At 39.1% G+C, this 16,679-nt stretch carries 15 protein-coding genes; all 15 read right to left on the bottom strand.

Annotation, left to right across the window (positions count from 1 at the left end; genetic code table 11):
* Positions 1 to 554: 554 nt before the first annotated feature.
* A complete protein-coding gene (locus BZZ03_RS03495; RefSeq protein ID WP_086582522.1) occupies positions 555 to 1,622 on the bottom strand; it encodes an ABC transporter substrate-binding protein in 1,068 nt (355 codons plus the stop codon).
* 15 nt (positions 1,623 to 1,637) lie between these two features.
* Positions 1,638 to 2,438, bottom strand: coding sequence for an ABC transporter permease (locus tag BZZ03_RS03490; RefSeq protein WP_017370221.1), 801 nt, complete (start codon positions 2,436 to 2,438; stop codon positions 1,638 to 1,640).
* Positions 2,438 to 3,232, bottom strand: coding sequence for an ABC transporter permease (locus tag BZZ03_RS03485; protein ID WP_014024681.1), 795 nt, complete (start codon positions 3,230 to 3,232; stop codon positions 2,438 to 2,440). Before BZZ03_RS03485 ends, BZZ03_RS03490 begins: the two co-directional genes overlap by 1 nt.
* Positions 3,229 to 4,500, bottom strand: coding sequence for an ABC transporter ATP-binding protein (locus BZZ03_RS03480; protein ID WP_017370223.1), 1,272 nt, complete (start codon positions 4,498 to 4,500; stop codon positions 3,229 to 3,231). Before BZZ03_RS03480 ends, BZZ03_RS03485 begins: the two co-directional genes overlap by 4 nt.
* Positions 4,501 to 5,579: 1,079 nt before the next feature.
* Positions 5,580 to 6,482: an HAD family hydrolase gene (locus BZZ03_RS03475; protein WP_086582521.1), complete on the bottom strand. Its 903-nt coding sequence runs from the start codon at positions 6,480 to 6,482 to the stop codon at positions 5,580 to 5,582.
* Between the two features lie 12 nt (positions 6,483 to 6,494).
* Entirely contained in the window at positions 6,495 to 7,403 is a 909-nt protein-coding gene (murB, locus tag BZZ03_RS03470) for a UDP-N-acetylmuramate dehydrogenase (protein WP_019293497.1), read from the bottom strand.
* Between the two features lie 153 nt (positions 7,404 to 7,556).
* A complete protein-coding gene (locus tag BZZ03_RS03465) occupies positions 7,557 to 8,462 on the bottom strand; it encodes an RluA family pseudouridine synthase (protein WP_086582520.1) in 906 nt (301 codons plus the stop codon).
* Positions 8,463 to 8,915 (bottom strand): signal peptidase II, encoded by a 453-nt coding sequence (gene lspA / locus BZZ03_RS03460; protein WP_019335565.1) that lies wholly within the window; start codon positions 8,913 to 8,915, stop codon positions 8,463 to 8,465.
* A 140-nt stretch (positions 8,916 to 9,055) separates the two neighbouring features.
* On the bottom strand, positions 9,056 to 10,270 hold the full coding sequence (locus tag BZZ03_RS03455) for an ArgE/DapE family deacylase (protein WP_086582519.1): 1,215 nt from the start codon (positions 10,268 to 10,270) through the stop codon (positions 9,056 to 9,058).
* Positions 10,271 to 10,374: 104 nt separating this feature from the next.
* Complete coding sequence (locus tag BZZ03_RS03450) at positions 10,375 to 11,868, bottom strand: helix-turn-helix domain-containing protein (RefSeq protein ID WP_086582518.1); 1,494 nt, start codon at positions 11,866 to 11,868, stop codon at positions 10,375 to 10,377.
* Between the two features lie 72 nt (positions 11,869 to 11,940).
* A complete protein-coding gene (locus BZZ03_RS03445; protein ID WP_046401272.1) occupies positions 11,941 to 12,345 on the bottom strand; it encodes an ArsC/Spx/MgsR family protein in 405 nt (134 codons plus the stop codon).
* A 99-nt stretch (positions 12,346 to 12,444) separates the two neighbouring features.
* Complete coding sequence (locus tag BZZ03_RS03440) at positions 12,445 to 13,323, bottom strand: metallophosphoesterase (protein WP_086582517.1); 879 nt, start codon at positions 13,321 to 13,323, stop codon at positions 12,445 to 12,447.
* Between the two features lie 83 nt (positions 13,324 to 13,406).
* Positions 13,407 to 13,961 (bottom strand): hypothetical protein, encoded by a 555-nt coding sequence (locus BZZ03_RS03435; RefSeq protein WP_233128948.1) that lies wholly within the window; start codon positions 13,959 to 13,961, stop codon positions 13,407 to 13,409.
* Between the two features lie 369 nt (positions 13,962 to 14,330).
* Positions 14,331 to 15,359, bottom strand: coding sequence for a DUF3048 domain-containing protein (locus tag BZZ03_RS03430; RefSeq protein ID WP_086582516.1), 1,029 nt, complete (start codon positions 15,357 to 15,359; stop codon positions 14,331 to 14,333).
* 95 nt (positions 15,360 to 15,454) lie between these two features.
* Positions 15,455 to 16,606 (bottom strand): mannitol-1-phosphate 5-dehydrogenase, encoded by a 1,152-nt coding sequence (locus tag BZZ03_RS03425; protein ID WP_086582515.1) that lies wholly within the window; start codon positions 16,604 to 16,606, stop codon positions 15,455 to 15,457.
* Positions 16,607 to 16,679: the final 73 nt, after the last annotated feature.

Below are 16,679 nucleotides of genomic sequence, written 5' to 3'. Positions count from 1 at the left end.
ATTTGTTCTCTTTTTCATAATATTTTTCCTTGTTTTTATGCACTTGTTCTTCTTATTTTTCTAAATCTGGTTTTCACTAAGAAATTCCAACTCTTTCTCCTCTCATTACCTTATATAACATTATAATTACAAATCATTGCTTATATAGAAAAACTCCACATCTGCGGGCAAAGAACCAAAGCACAGATATGGAGCAATCAAATAAAGGTGTATACTGAAATAAAGGATTCAGTATTTACCTTATCTATATTATAGCACTAAAGTAATCGTTAACAAAGAGAGTTGCAACTGTCAAAAGCGCTGGAAAAAAGCAAAAATCCCCCTATGGAGAAAGGGGGGCATCAAGGTTATATCCATGGGTTGGATATTTATTATGAAAAATCAAAATTATACTAGGGTTTGAATATAATTAGGACATTATCAATTCTAGCATGGTCTCCCTGAAAATAAAAATAATAATCAAGGAAGTTTAGAATACTAAAATTTAAAAAGTATGTACGCTAAGTTGGAGCATAGAATACAAAACAGCTCGACCACAAGGGTTAGAGCTGTTTTCATTTATTCATCTTAAACTGAAGATACAAATCATTATAAACACCCGTCCAATATGGACTGAGGTTAACATAAGCTTCATCTTCTTTTATCAGAGATTCATCAGGATAATAAGACTTATCTTCACGAACTTCTGCAGGCAAGAGCGCTTCTGCTTTAACGTTAGGTGTTGAATAGCCAACGTATTCGGCATTGGCCGCTGCATTTTCTGGTTCTTGCATGAAGCTGATAAAGGCATAGGCCGCTTTAGTATTTTTACTGGTTTTTGGGATTGCCAAGTTGTCATACCAAATATTTGTTCGGGCAGGGACCACATAGTGTAAATGTTCATTGCTTGAAGTCATTTCGGATGCTTGTCCACTATAAACGACAGATAACGGTGTTTCGTTATTAATCATATAACTCATGATTTCGTCTCCGAGAATGGCTTTAACATTGGGTGTGAGCTGTAGGAGCTTGTCATAAGCACGATCAATCTCTGACTGGTTCGTCGTATTTACAGAGCTTCCTGTAGCGATTAAGCCCATCCCCATAACATCTCGACTACTGTCTGTGAGGAGGATCGAATTTTTGTAGTCTTTAGACCAAAGGTCTTCCCATTTTGTGGGTGGCTGAGTGATGTATTTATCATTATATACAATCCCCAAAGTCCCCCAGAAATAAGGCACAGAATAAGTATTTTTAGGGTCAAATGCCGCATCCAAGAGCTTCGGATTATCATAATTAAGATTTTTAATCTTGGTGTGATCTAAAGGAAGCAAAAGATTTTCTTTGGCCATTTTTTGTACCATGTACTCGCTGGGCACAACAATATCATAAGCAGTACCGCCTTGTTTAACTTTAGAATACATGGCTTCATTGGAGTCAAATGTCACATAATTAACCTTATAGCCGGACTCTTTTTCAAACTTTTTGAGAAGCTGCGGATCGATATATTCGCCCCAGTTAAAAATCGTCAAGCTATTGGTAGAGGTTGAAATACCTGTTGCAGCGGACATCCGCCAAGCTGTAACCCCAAGAAGGACAGTAATTGCTAAAATCCCTGACAAGAAATAGATTAATTTTTTCAAGATAACTGTCCTTTCTTAAGTAATATTTGGCGTTTTTCCGGCAGTATCTGATTCTCTCATGATTATATAATACCCTATAACCAGTAAGATTGAGAAGAGAAATACAATTGCGGATAGTGCATTGATCTCAAGGGAGATTCCTGCACGAGCACGTGAATAAATCTCGACAGACATTGTCGTAAAGTCATTTCCTGTGACAAAGAAGGTAACGGCAAAGTCATCTAAGGAATAAGTGAAGGCCATAAAGAACCCAGCGATGACACCAGGTGTCAAATAGGGCAGAATCACTTCTCTTAATGCTTGAGTCTGCGTTGCCCCCAAATCATAGGCAGCCTCAACTAAAGATTTATCCATCTCTTGGTAAAGTGGCAACACCATCAAGACAACAATCGGAATAGAAAAGGCGATGTGGCTCAACAAAACTGAGGCAAAGCCAAGTTTCATTCCTACTAAGGTAAAGAGAATCAAGAAACTTGCACCAATAACAACGTCAGGCGATACAATCAAGACATTGTTTAAGCCTAAGAAAGTCGTCTTACCCTTGGCTTTAAGATTTTCGATAAACATGGCACCAAAAGTTCCAATGATTGTGGCAATTAAAGCACTCAAGAAAGCCAAGAAAAAGGTTTGTACGACAATCAAAATTAAACGGCTGTCTTGAAAAAGTTCTTTAAAGTTATCTAAGGTAAAGCCTGTAAATTGATTCATATCCCCGCCTTCGTTAAAGGCATAAAAAATCAAGAAAAAGATTGGGGCATAAAGGATAAAGAGCACGAAGCCCAGATAGATTTTTCCGACACGGTTTTTACTACGCATTAGCTACCCACCTTTCTTTCTCTTGTCACTAACATAATAATCATCATCGCAAAAACTAAGATGATGGCAATGGTTGAACCCATCCCCCAGTTTTGGGTGGTGAGGAAATGTTCTTCAACTGCAGTACCTAATGTTATTACCTTATTTCCGCCAATCAAGCGTGTCAGCATGAAAAGTGACAAGCTCGGAATAAAAACAGCTTGGACACCTGAGCGTACACCATTGAGCGATAAAGGCCAAACCACATGAATAAAGGTTTGCCACCGTGTTGCACCTAAATCATAACTGGCTAAGACGAGGTTTTCATCCAAATCCTCAAGGGCATTAAAAATAGGCAACACCATGAAAGGAATAGAAATATAGGTTGCTACAAAGATAAAGCTAAAGTCTGTAAACAATATCTGTGGTCGGCCAAGTCCGATAAATTGTAAGAAACTATTCACAGAGCCATACTTCCCGAAGATACCAATGAAAGCATAAGCTTTCAGCAGTAAATTCACCCAAGTGGGCAAGATAATTAACATCAAGAGAAGCTGTTTGTGCTTGAGTTTCGTTAACACATAGGACACAGGAAAGCTAATCAAGAGTGTAACGACTGTAATGATGAGGGCATAGAGGATCGAATTCCAAGTCATCATCAGATAAGTTGAGCTTGTAAAATACTGGCTGTAGTTAGAAAAGGTAAACTGTCCTTGAATGTTGAAGAAAGATTGCCAAAGCAAGAGGATAAGAGGTGCTACTACGAACAGTCCAACCCACAGGAAGTAAGGAACAGAGAAGAGTCTTTTGGTCATTCTTCTTCCTCACTTTCCCCGTTTTCTTGCTTATGCAAAATATCGTTTACAGCTTGCGCCAGCTCAGTCAAATCCATTGTATTTTCCAAGGCTTCCTGAACAGCATCCATGATGGCTGCCTCTTCTTCTGCAGCTTCTTCTTCGACCGCATTGGCGATACCGATAGTTTGCTCTTCTTCCTCAACATACTCTTCGATACGCGCATCAAATTCTTCTTCGGTTTCATCAAGACGCATAATGTGTATAGCTTCAGGCTCAAAGTTCAAACCAACCGTTTCTCCAACTAAGGCCTTGTGGGTGGAGTGAATCAGCCATTCGTTACCAAAATCATCATAAGCCACAATCTCATAATGCACCCCACGGAAGAGTTGTGTATCGACTTTCACATTGAATTTTCCTTCATCTGGCAGGGTGAACTCAATATCTTCAGGACGAATGACCACCTCAATCGGCTCATTAGGCCGCATTCCGCCATCAACAGCTTCAAATTGTTGACCGTTGAACTCGACAAGATAGTCCTCAATCATGCGTCCATTGATAATATTTGATTCACCGATAAACTCGGCTACAAAATGGTTAATCGGTTCGTCATATATATCGGTTGGGGTGCCTGACTGAACAATTTCGCCCTCATTCATAATGAAGATCCAGTCGGACATGGCCAAAGCTTCTTCCTGATCATGAGTCACAAAAATAAAAGTGATACCCAGGCTTTGTTGCAACTCACGCAGTTCATATTGCATATCCTTACGAAGCTTCATATCCAAAGCCGACAGGGATTCATCCAGCAAGAGAACTTTGGGTCGGTCAATAATGGCGCGTGCAATAGCAACACGTTGTTTCTGCCCCCCAGAGAGTTTACTGATGGCACGTTTCTCGAAGCCTTCTAGTTGCACAAGCTTAAGCGACTCAGAAACACGTTGTGCGATTTCTGATTTGTTCACTCCCTTGATTTTCAAAGCAAAAGCCACATTATCAAAGACCGTCATATTCGGGAATAATGCGTAAGATTGGAAAATCGTATGCACGTCACGCTTGTTTGTCGGGACATCATTGATACGCTGACCGTCTAGCAAAATATCTCCAGATGTAGCATCTAGAAGTCCAGCAATAATATTTAAAATCGTTGATTTACCTGAACCAGAAGCACCCAGTAAAGTATAGAACTTCCCCTCTTCAATCTCAAAAGTAATGTCTTTGAGCACTGTCGTACCACTATCTTCATAGGTTTTCGTTACATTTTTAAATTCAATGATGTTTTTAGTCATGGTTTCATCCTTCGTCTTGGATTTAGAGTTTTAATTGTTGGCAACCAACACCGGAATCTCAAAACCGGTGGAAGAAATAAGTCTTCGTTATTTGCAAATAGAGCTAAAAGTGAGCTACCTGATGGTAAATATCAATAGCATATTATAACGGCACCTGACGTTGAAAAACAAAAAATATCTTTTTTGTTTTTCAACTAATGAGGGCCTTAGGAAATCCTTATAGGGATTTCCGTTTGCTATCAGGGCCTTTAAATGAACAACAGCATATTATGACGGCAAAAATCAAAAACGGTATTTTTTGATTTTTGACTAATGAGATGCTCAGGAAAGGTCCTATAGGACTTTCCGTCCATCATTAGCGCCTTCAGGCGCAATGATGGTAGCATATCAAAAAATCCAAGTGTACACACACTTGGATTCACATTCAATCTTTGATTACATATAAAAAGCAGTCTTACTGCGGAGAGACCGAGTAGTCAACTTTTAGTACTCTTATTGATGCGCGCAAGCGTGTTTCTTGGGTGGAGTGTGAAGCTCCATAAGCAAAATAATTTGCTTAATCAATAAGGCAATAAAATTGCCAATCGGCTGTGACTCTGGCTGTCCGTATGGCCTTAGTTTTCACTTGTTTACAGCAAAAACGAGTCCTATTTTCTGCTGAGCAGAAACTTTTATAATTATAACGTAAATTTTATGTCAATGCAAGAGTGAATTTTCTCTTTTACTGGATATTAGGCAAGATTTCATAGAGCTTGCCGTTTGGGATTTAGTAGCTTTAGAAGCAATTGCTCATAGAGAATCATGACAGTCAAAATCAAAAACGATTATTTTTTGAACTTGACTTAATAAGGCGCTTAAGCAAGGCTCCATAGAGCTTGCCGTCTAGCATTTAGTGGCTTTAGTTACAAATGCTAGTAGCGAATTAGGATAGGAAAAATCAAAAACAGTCATTTTTTAATTTTGACTTAATAAGGCGCTTAAGCAAGGCTCCATAGAGCTTGCCGTCTAGCATTTAGTGGCTTTAGTTACAAATGCTAGTAGCGAATTAAAAAATCAGAGACTTCTCTGATTTCATTTTTTTATTTGTATCCTTTTAAAGTCAGGAATTCGACCTGTTTTTTACTTAATTCTAGCATATCAGCTACCGCTTCCAAGTCAAATTTCCCTGTAGACAAAAGGCGCTCTGCTGCGAGGTTTACACCAGACTTAATACCCAACTCAAGGACGGGATTTGTCTTGTCATTGGAATCCATGATGTACTTGTTATCTGGAAGATCAAAAAGAACTTTTACAGCGCCAAAGAGTTGCTCAAAAGAATCAATTTCGACGTCGTGTACTTTTTCACCTTGTGAAATACTACGTCCGCGGTGATTAAACCACATTGTTTTCCAGCCACCGTTGTGACCGCCCATAACATCATTATCGTAAGAGTCCCCTACATACAAAGTTGTCTCAGGATTCATACCAAATTGTTGCGCAGCCAAGTTAAAGATTTCTTTTTCTGGTTTTTGGAAACCAGTTGCTTGCGAAACAATCACATGACTTGGTTCAACATAATCATACAAACCAAGTTTACGTACTTTTTTCAGCTGATGTTCTGTTGGGCCATTAGTAATCACACCTACTGGAATATTACGTTTTTTCAGAAAATCAAGTGTCAAACGCATTTCATCAAGCATCGTGATATTTTCCAATTCATATTCATAAATTTCTTGGAAATAATCTCCGGTAGCACGTGAAATTTCAGGATAGCCTAAATCTTTAAGTGTTTCATTTGTACGATAAAAACGGAAATACTCAATATCCCACTCGCCCGCAATTACTTTTGGGAAACCAAGGTCTGAATAGTGACGGTAGCGAATGTAAGCTTTGTTCATATCGGTCATGTCAAAGTCTGGGAAGACTTTCGAAATGGCACGTCTGAATGGTGCTTGCTGGTCATAAATTGTATCGTCAACGTCAAAAACTATTGCATTAATCATTTTTCTTTGTTTTTATCTTTCTAATTTCTCACCGATAATACGGACTTCTGCTTCTAGTGTTAATCCAGAATTTTCCTTCACATGCTCAATGACATAAGCAATCAAATTTTCGTAATCTGTAGCTGTACCCTGATCGACATTAACCATAAAGCCAGCATGCTTTTTAGATACTTCCACACCACCGATACGGTGCCCTTGCATACCTGCCTCTTGGATAAGCTGTCCAGCGAAATGTCCGGCAGGGCGTTTGAATACTGAACCACAGCTCGGATATTCGAGCGGTTGCTTACTTTCACGTAGTCCTGTTAAGCGGTCCATTTCCGCTTTGATAACTGAAGCATCACCAGCTTCAAGTTTAAACTGAGCTGATACAACAATCAAGTCCTCATCACGAATAACAGAATGGCGATAGCCGAATTTCATTTCATCTGCCTCTAATACACGGAGATGACCTTCCTGGTCAATAACAGTACAATTGAGTAAAACATGGGCAATTTCACCGCTATAGGCGCCAGCATTCATAAAGACTGCCCCACCAACAGAACCAGGAATACCACATGCAAACTCGAAGCCCGTCAAGGCATGATCAAGCGCAACATGTGTGGTGTCAATCAATTTTGCGCCTGCTTCAGCTGTGATTACATTTTTATCTACTTTTACGTGATTCATTTTTTCAAGTAAAATCACTAAGCCACGAATGCCACCATCACGAACGATTAAGTTGGATGCATTACCCAATACTGTAATTGGTGTTTCTGCTGCTCGTGCTAAGTCGAGAAGCTCGCTTAACTCTTCACTTGAAGCGGGAAAAGCAAGAAAATCTGCTGGTCCGCCAACTTTGGTGTAGGTGTAATTTGACAATGGCTCGTCATATTTGACAAGCAAATCAGGAAATTTTTCGAAATCAGATTTTTTTAGCATAGAACTATTTTACCACAAATTCATTCTAGGACGGTAAAAATTTATAAAACAGCTTGATGGTTTTTGTTTAACAATAACTCAGAATTCACAACGGACTTAGGCACTCTGAAATTATACAATGACCTAAGGCGTATTGGACATAAAAAACCTGTCTTACGACAAGCCTCTTAAATTATCAAGTTGTTGAGCAAATATTTCAGGAATGTCGACCTGGAACTCAAGCAGTTCGCCCGTTGCAGGATGCTCAAAACCTAGGGTTTCGGCATGGAGAAATTGTCCCTTGTTTGGCGTTAAAGTTTTACTTGGGCCATAGAGAGGATCTCCAGCGATTGGGAAGCCAATATAAGCCATGTGTACACGTATCTGATGTGTACGTCCTGTTTCAAGCTCAAGGGCAACAAGAGTATATCCAGGGAAACGTTCCAAAACGGTAAAATGCGTTTTGGCTGGTTTTCCACCTGAAATCACAGCTTGCTTCTTACGCTCTTTAGGATTGCGACCAATCGGGGCTTCAATCGTACCTTTTTCATTTGGTAACTCGCCATGCACAAGTGCAAGATAACGGCGTTTATTTGTTTTTGCTTTGAGCTGTGCCGCTAAAGACTCATGTGCGGCATCATTTTTGGCAATCATCAGTAAACCGGAAGTATCCTTATCGATACGGTGGACAATACCGGGGCGAATCACACCATTAATAGAAGAAAGATCTTTGATGTGGTACATAATGGCGTTGACCAAAGTACCTGAAGCATGTCCCGCACTTGGGTGAACAACCATTCCTTGGGGCTTGTTAATTACTGCCACATCAGAATCTTCATAAACAATATCTAAAGGAATATCTTCAGCTTGGATATCAAGCACTTCAACTTCTGGTAATTCGTAGGTGATAGTTTCCCCTGCTTTTACTTTATATTTTGCTTTTTTTACTTTCCCGTCTACCGTGACTTTCCCATCACGAATCAGCTCTGTCAATACTGAACGTGAAGCATCACTCAAGTTTGCTAAAGCCTTGTCTAAACGAAGCCCCGCATTTGGCTCGTCAATAATTACTACTGTCATTTATTCTACCTCTTTGTCTAAAATAATCGCGATAAAGAGTACTACAAAACCTATTGAAAGCAGTATATCAGCGATATTAAATATTGGAAAATTGATGAAATCCGTCTGGAACATGTCCACCACAAAAGATTGTCGCACCCGGTCAATAAAGTTCCCTAGCGCTCCCGAAATAATCAAAGTCAGTGCGGCAAAGTACCAGTTTTGATTTATTTTTTTATTAAGGAAATAAAGGGCGGCTATAATCACGATTGGTGTCAAGATGAGGAAAAACCATTGTTTTCCTTCGAGCATCGACCAAGCTGCACCTTCGTTTCGAAGATAGGTTAGGCTGAGGATACCAGGAATAAATTCCTTTTCTCCTCCCAATGGAATATTAGCAACAGTCCAAGCTTTCAATAGCTGATCTGCAAGAATACCGAGAAGTATTAAGCCAAGGGAGATTATTTTTTTCATACTCTTTATTATACTATATAGAGCCAATAAAAGATAATAGAAGTTCATATAGGAAGAAAATTGAGGAAATGTCACAAAAAAATAACACTTTGGCTCAAGAAAGGCTACTTGGCCAAAAGTGTTATCTCCTCCTATCCGTTTCAACTTGCAAAATATTTTTGAATCATGTTTTCATATATTTTGATAAAGTCTAAAAAGCTATCTATAAGGACATACTCGTCAACAGCATGCGCTGTAGCATTTCCGGGCCCACAAACCACAATATCAAGATTAGGATTAGCTCTTACAAACTGTGAGGCGTCTGTTCCACCAGATACACCAACTTGTGGTGCTTTCTGCTGCAGATGTTCTTCCAAAACTTCAGAAGTTACTTTTACTATTTTTGAGTCTGGGCTACTTTTGACAGGGGCAACATTTTCGGTGACCTCTAAAGATAACTCTACTGCTTGCTCACGATTACATTCATCAATCAGCGCTTGAATATCCGCAATCAATTTTTCATTAGACAATGCGGGAATGGTACGGATTTTCACACCCATACTCGCGTTGGCCGGAACAGTATTAATCTGTTCACCACCATTAATCAAAGTCACGACTGGAATAGTTGAACCTAAAAGATCATCTTCTTCTGTAAGCTTATCAAAATATGCTTTTTGTTTATCATAAAACTTAAGTAAACCTTCGATGGCATTTTGACCCAGCTCTGGCATTGAGCTATGTGCAGCCTTGCCTTTGGCATGTACCTTATAGTTGACGGAACCTTTATGGCCAATAAAGATGAGACGCATCTCCCCGTCGAACTTCGGAATGTCGAGCGGAATCGTATCTTTCATTTGTTGCAATGTGGCGAAGTCTCCACCTGTTGGCTCACAGACAACTAAAGCTTCCATATCATCGGCATAACCAAGTTCTGCAAGCTGACCTGCTCCAAGTTCACCTTTTTCTTCACCCACAGTAGCGAGTAAGCGCACTGTCCCATTCAGAGGAACGCCACTTTCTTTGAGATTAATCATAGCTACAACGGCTGCAACAAGGCCAGACTTCATGTCTGTAGTGCCACGTCCGTACATTTTTCCCTCTTCGGTTATAGTCGCACTTAAAGGCGGATATGTCCACTTGCTCTCATCTCCTAAAGATACTGTATCTTCATGCCCATCAAAACCTATTACCGGACCATTACCGTTTCCAATCTCGGCAACAAGACTGGCGCGTCCCTCGCTGTAAGGAATTATCTTGGCTGCAATATCATGCTCTTGAAGTAACGCACGCAAATAGTTCGCCACTTCTTCTTCGTTGCCATTGACTGAGTTGATTTGGACCACATCTTGTAATATTTTTATAGCATCTAAAGCCATTTTAATACCTCTTATCGTCTTTTTTAATACTTCTAGCTTATCACTATAGGAAAAGATATTGGGGTAAAAAATGGCAGATGGGAAGCAACAAAAAAAGACGAATATTACTCGTCATTTTTGGTGATTAAAATATGTAGATAATCCTCAATGTCCTCGATTTCCCTTCGCGTGAGGAAAGGATGAACAAGGAATAACTGCACTGTTTTTTTCAAATTACTGTGCTCACCCATAGCGCTTGTCGAAATAACGATATCTACATTTTGTTCTGGTTCTGATAGACTTGTGATTATTTTTAAATTATAAAGATGACCAAATTGATTAAAAATTTGTCGGATTAACAATTTTTCTAGCATCTCGGACAAGTCAGTATCAATGAAGAGCGTGATTTCTTTTTCCTGAAACTGGACGGGCATAAAGAAGGATAAAGCCAGTATATACTCGCCAATCAAGTATTCTTCATTTAAAAAGAGTGTGAGTCCACTTTCTTGATATAGCTCAGCAAGGAGTTTTTTCAAAGACTGGCGCATGACTGGGAAAAAGTAAGACGAAACGTTAATTGCATGGTGCCCAGACTCTGAGAAAATGATGTTTGAGAATAGGTCCGCATGCAAATGACAGGGATAAATATACCGCAAGAACAATCTTCTTTTCTCTTCGGAGAGTTTCCCTGTGTGTGTTTCCATTTTTTGCACCAAACGTTCTGTAGCTTCAAAGGCGGGTGTCCCTTCAAGAACACTCCAAAAATCGGGTGCCTTATGCTCAAGACTATTGTAAATTTTGCTCTTAGTCATGGCTTCAATCAGTAAAAAGTCCACTTCATGTTTAGGAAAACCATAATTTTTATAAAATAAAGCGTAAATATCCGTCTTATCATCAATCCATTCACAAATCGAACGATATTTCTCCCAGCCTTCTTCCAAGTTTACTGAAAAGCCGCGTTGATATCTGCTGAAATTTATGGCAAACATATAGGCAATTTGATAAGCTGTAAACTGATTCATCTGTAAGTCTATCTCAAGGCTTATTTGCGAAATCAAGTTAATGATTTTTTCTTTATTAACTCCTGAAAAAGGCCACTCATCGCCTCGGTAAAGGCGCCAAAAGAGAATATTTAACATTCCTCTGACTTGTTGTTCATCCCCTTGAAAAAGATACTGTTTTTTTCTGGTTACAACCTTTACACCGAGATTAGCCATCATTTGATTGGCACTTGCGATGCGCTTTTTAATCAAAGATTCGCTGACAAAGTTCTCCATAGCCAAACGTTCCAGATTTGCATCTTTATTTAAAGCAATCGAAAAGAGAATCTTATAAATAATGATATTTTCGATGAGTTTCTGGCGAAATTTTCGATAATCACGCGCATCCTTAATTTCTAAAAGGTTTCCGCGCCCTTTTAATATTTTGAGATTGAGATTGTCAGAGTCAAAAGATCTTATCTCATGAAGTAAACTATTAATCAAACTGGTCGTACGTTTTGTACTGATCCCCAAAGTTTTTGCCATTTCTTCGGCATCAATCCAGTCGCCCTTCTCTTTCATAAGTTCCAAAAGTTTGAGCTCCAAACTCACACTATCTTCTATCGCTGTTATTTTCATTATAAATGTCCCTTACTTTTTTGAATGCCCTATCTCCTTATTATAACTCTAAATTTGTAAACATTACAGTTTTTAATCGCGCAGATAACGTGGAATAAACTTCCTCATTTCGACTTCATTATATCCTACCAACATCTTATTTTTACCAATAATAATGGGTGTAATCAAACATTCTGGATGCTCAGTGACGAAAGCAAGAGCTTCTTTAAAAGTTAATTTATTGAGTCCCATTAGGGCTTTCAAGGTCTTCTTTGAAGATGTTCGTGATTTTTTAGTAATTTCTGCAAAACCACCTTCAGATAGAGATAAAATTTCCAGTAAATCCGTTTCTGATATTTTTTCAATTCGGACATATTTCGCTTCTATCCCATAGTTCTGAAACCATGAATTTGCTTTTTGGCTGGCGGTACAAGGTTTGCGGTAGTATACTCTAATCAAGGCTTCACCTACAATTCTTTCCGTTTCATGTATAGACAACTCTTCTATTTTATAATATTTAAAGCTGCAAAATAGTCACTTTACAGGAGATGGCAAAGCTCTTTTTGTAACAAAAAAGAGAGTAGCCCCTCTTTTCTTTTAAATATAAATGGTGAACTGAGTTACCTCAGGTATAACTCCAAAACGCGCGTGAATCGATGTGGTTCCTATCCCTGTATTGACATACAGTTGTGTAATGGCATCAAGCTGGTATAAGCCCCGTGTATACTTCTCAGCCAAAACATTTTTTATCGGATAGAAGGGAATCCAGACCTGACCACCGTGACTGTGACCCGCTAAAACTAGCTGTGTATCTGTACCGATAAAAGCATCCGCCACATCTGGTTCATGTGTCATCGTGATGGCATAGTCATAGTTTTGACGGTAAGCAAGCGTATCGGATACTGAAGGATTTCCTAAAAGAGAATCGTCGAGTCCACCTAAGAAAACTTGGCGACCATCGCTCAATGTTAGAGTTTCTCCCTGATTTCTTAGCACGGTAAATCCACCCGCCGACATAACATCTTCATAAACGCGGACAGCACCGCCACCATAATCATGATTGCCCCAAACGGCATACTTCCCAATATTTGCCTTAAAAGCTTTTAATTTTTCAATCATTGGTGCCATTTGTTCTGGATACTTGGAGTAATTATCAAACAAATCTCCTGTAAACAAAAGAATATCTGGGTTTTGGGCATTAACCTTCTCAATCACCTTATCTAAACGATTTGTTTCAAAGTACTCGGAAACCTGCAAATCAGAGATTTGCACAACGTTTAGTGGTGTCCGCTCATTTTTCTTTCCCAGCTCGACATGATTGACATGCACAAGGAAGGGCTCAACTTTCCAAGCATAGAAAGGCAGAGCAACGATAAGCAATATAAATACGCTTATGATAGATAAGAGGATACGCTTCGTTTTCTTTTTAGTTTTTTTACTTGTTCTTGGAGGTGTTTTTATTTTTGGGTTTTGCATAGTGTTTTATTATAGCATAAAAGAGTGTTACGTTTGTAGACACTCTTTTATATCTTTTTATTTAAATATTAATAATTGTTATACTATTCCCAAATTAATTCCACTTTAACACTGAGATCAGCAGCCAATTTCTCCAACTTTCGCCGAGTATCCTTACGTGACAAATTGGTATAAAGCCAAATATTCTCTGAAACTTGAACAGAGCTTGGACGTCCACCATAAGTTGAACGTTTTGTTCCTAAAATAAAGGCATGACTTGGACGGTCATCCACAATTAATGACTTTATTTTTTCTGAATATTTGTTATCCTTCAACAGATTTCTAACAAACTCTACAAATAACTTCCTTGCTGAATTTGACGTTATTTTTTGTTTATCGTAAGAGATCACAAACTTGTCTGTCTTGACCTCTTTTTGCTTTAATTCATAAAAAGGTGATTCCTCTCCAAAGAAGTTTAAACTTGCAATATCTTCATTTATTTCAAAAACTTTTTCATATAACGCTTCTGCTTGGAGCTTTTGAAGTTTTCCTATATAAGATGTATTCCCATTATTCAAATTTGTCAACTCAAAATCAGATTTTGTTTTAAAATCTTGAATAAGCTTATGCTCAAGATACTCTGTTTCCGTTTTAGACATCTTTCCATCTTTTCTTGAAAAAAAGACCACAGATTCTGCCCAATTTTTTGCTTCATCAGATAGATGTTGAGACAGACGCTGAGTTATAGTTTGCCCCGCTGTTTGTCCAACGTATCTTTTATTCTGCCCGATTAACACATAAACAGCAGGAAACTTAGAAAATTCTTGCTCCTTAAGATTAAGATAACTGGATCATGTTCATAGCAAAAAATACTGTCCTTTTGGTTATCCGAAAAAATAAAAACTTGCTTCATGTATAAAACCTATATCCTTTTGTGTTTCTCCATCAAATTATTCTCTCACCATTATAACATGCAGGACTTCAAATAGAAAAGAACAGCGAAATTCACTGTTCTTTTTAAGCATCTACTACTCCCAAACAACTTCACGACTATTATCAACTGCCGTTATCCAAGTTTGACCCGACTTGAGCGGGATTTTGTTTCCTTGATCGTCGGTGAAGCTGATATTTGTTTGTGCATTTGGTTTGGCCCAATTTCCTTCCTGGACTTTGCCGTTTTGGAAAATATAGGCCTTTCCTGTACCGGTCGTTTCGATGTCCATGTGGTTACCGTCTGCGGATAGTTTTTGATTGACCATGATTGCAATGACTACATCTGGTGAAATTTGACCCTTTTCTCGGTCTTGATGTGCTTCACCACCTTGGAAACGTTGATAGGTCTTGCTGGCTGTATCGTAATGATAGCTGACTTCAAAAATACCGGTAGAGACTGGAAGTCTGATAGCTTGAGCAGCTGGCAGGTCACTTTCTGTTTTATCTGACTTGAGTGCTTGTCTGTCCCAGCTTTGGAAATCAGATTTCTTCTTATCTAGCTTGGTCATGTACTTGTCCAAACCGCTCATTTTCGTATACATATTATGTGGTGCCACGCGGTCCTCAGAACGCCAGAAGATACCCTCAGGTGCTTTAAATTGATCTAAGTCTGCGACATAATCACCCGACTTGACCATGTTCAAAGCTAACTCTGAGCCACCCACGTGAGCTAAGCCAGCATCAAAACCAGCTGCCCATTCCACAAAGTAAGGACGAATAGAACGCACAGGGCCAATCAAATCAGGCTGTGCTTCCTGATAAAGGGCTACGAAGCGTGTGATGCCTCCTTCAGCGACAGCTTCAAAAACCACTCCCGCATCTTTAAGACCGGATTGCGGTCGCGCTTCTGGTGAATTTTCCACCATCACGGCTGTTATCGGGCGTTTTGCCTTTGCAGCAGTCGTTTCAAGGCCTGTAAGTTCTGAGCGTACAGGACCTGATTTTTCCTCTTGTTTTACTTCTTCTTTTGCTGTTTTTGGAGCAAAGACCTTCGTTTGCCAAAGGAAGAGCCCAACTGCACCAACTAAAAGGGCGATGATGATAGCGATTACTTTTTTCTTCATAGTTTTATTATATCAGAAAAGTCCTTTCTTTCACCATTTTAGTCTTCTAAGTAAGTTAAAAGCCTCATCAAAACGTAACTTTTTTCAAGGGAAATTCACTTCATATATTTTTTCGCACTAGCCTCAATCTCCATAATCAAGCTCTCATCTGTAAGACTAGTGACTTCACGGATAACTGCGTTAAGTCCTTTCTCTTCTAATGCTTCTTGCAAAGCCACAGCTTCTTTATCGTTTTCGTCTTTGTAGGCAAAAATTTTCCCCACCACTGCCAAATGGCTTTGATAAGATAAACCGCGTTCAGAAAGTTCACGGATTGGGCGGATAAAGCGTTCGTCGTAGCCTAGCTTACGCATCGGAGTACGTGCTACACGACTTATCTCATCCACTATCTCTGTGTTTGAGAAACGCTCAATAATTGTTTCATGATAAGCTTTCAACTCTTCCTCAGTAAAGTCCCATTTGGCTAAGAGCAACTGACGTGTCTCAGCTTGGACGTCTTTAAGTGAGGCCAATGCCTCATTATTTTGTAAGGCTTCTAAAATCGTTTGGTAACCATAGTATGCACCTGTATAAGCCACTGTGGCATGACCGCTGTTGACAGAGAAGAGTTTACGTTCAATAAAAGGTTCCAAATCTCCGGCATAATGAACACCTTCAAGCTTTACTTCGCTGTTTTTCAGTTGACTTTCGTCCACAACCCACTCACGGAAGGGTTCAACGACAACATAGAGCGGATCTTCATGGGATTGATTGGGGACGATACGGTCGACTGCCGCATTGGGAAAGCCGATTTTTGAATCTACAAATTCTAAATCAGCTGGTGTTAAATATTCTTTGACCTTATCAAAAAGAAATTCGGAACCCCCAATCATGTTTTCACAGGCAAGGATGTCTAATTGTTTTTGATTTCCTTGGACTTTACGCTTTTGAATGCCTTTAGCAATCAGTTCCGCAATAAAAGAAAGTATGTTGGGCCCAATGGCTGTAGTAACGATATCGACCTCTGCGATAGCCTCAACAACTGCTTCAGGGTTCTGCGCATTGTTAATGCCCGAAACACTATGGACTTGAATTTTTTCATGCGATTGCTCTGCCAGCTCAATCGTATATTTTCCTTCCTCATTTAAAGCGTTGATGATTTTTTCATTAACATCGACAAAGGCAATTTCAAAACCGTTCTTATATAAGATTTCTCCGATAAAACCACGTCCGATATTTCCTGCGCCAAAATGTACTGCTTTTTTCATTTGTATTTACCTTCATTTCTTCTTTTTACTCCTTTATTGTAATCGTTTTCTTTCCGCTACTAAATAAAAATCT

The organism is Lactococcus petauri (genome assembly GCF_002154895.1).
Taxonomy (GTDB): domain Bacteria; phylum Bacillota; class Bacilli; order Lactobacillales; family Streptococcaceae; genus Lactococcus; species Lactococcus petauri.
This window is presented reverse-complemented; position numbering and strand designations above follow the sequence as displayed.

Bases quoted from the DNA above. Each gene is read 5' to 3' on its own strand.
- BZZ03_RS03490 (WP_017370221.1), bottom strand. From the start codon at position 2,438: ATGCGTAGTAAAAACCGTGTCGGAAAAATCTATCTGGGCTTCGTGCTC.
- BZZ03_RS03485 (WP_014024681.1), bottom strand. From the start codon at position 3,232: ATGACCAAAAGACTCTTCTCTGTTCCTTACTTCCTGTGGGTTGGACTG.
- BZZ03_RS03480 (WP_017370223.1), bottom strand. From the start codon at position 4,500: ATGACTAAAAACATCATTGAATTTAAAAATGTAACGAAAACCTATGAA.
- BZZ03_RS03475 (WP_086582521.1), bottom strand. From the start codon at position 6,482: ATGATTAATGCAATAGTTTTTGACGTTGACGATACAATTTATGACCAG.
- murB (WP_019293497.1), bottom strand. From the start codon at position 7,403: ATGCTAAAAAAATCTGATTTCGAAAAATTTCCTGATTTGCTTGTCAAA.
- BZZ03_RS03465 (WP_086582520.1), bottom strand. From the start codon at position 8,462: ATGACAGTAGTAATTATTGACGAGCCAAATGCGGGGCTTCGTTTAGAC.
- lspA (WP_019335565.1), bottom strand. From the start codon at position 8,915: ATGAAAAAAATAATCTCCCTTGGCTTAATACTTCTCGGTATTCTTGCA.
- BZZ03_RS03455 (WP_086582519.1), bottom strand. From the start codon at position 10,270: ATGGCTTTAGATGCTATAAAAATATTACAAGATGTGGTCCAAATCAAC.
- BZZ03_RS03450 (WP_086582518.1), bottom strand. From the start codon at position 11,868: ATGAAAATAACAGCGATAGAAGATAGTGTGAGTTTGGAGCTCAAACTT.
- BZZ03_RS03440 (WP_086582517.1), bottom strand. From the start codon at position 13,323: ATGCAAAACCCAAAAATAAAAACACCTCCAAGAACAAGTAAAAAAACT.
- BZZ03_RS03435 (WP_233128948.1), bottom strand. From the start codon at position 13,961: ATGTCTAAAACGGAAACAGAGTATCTTGAGCATAAGCTTATTCAAGAT.
- BZZ03_RS03430 (WP_086582516.1), bottom strand. From the start codon at position 15,359: ATGAAGAAAAAAGTAATCGCTATCATCATCGCCCTTTTAGTTGGTGCA.
- BZZ03_RS03425 (WP_086582515.1), bottom strand. From the start codon at position 16,606: ATGAAAAAAGCAGTACATTTTGGCGCAGGAAATATCGGACGTGGTTTT.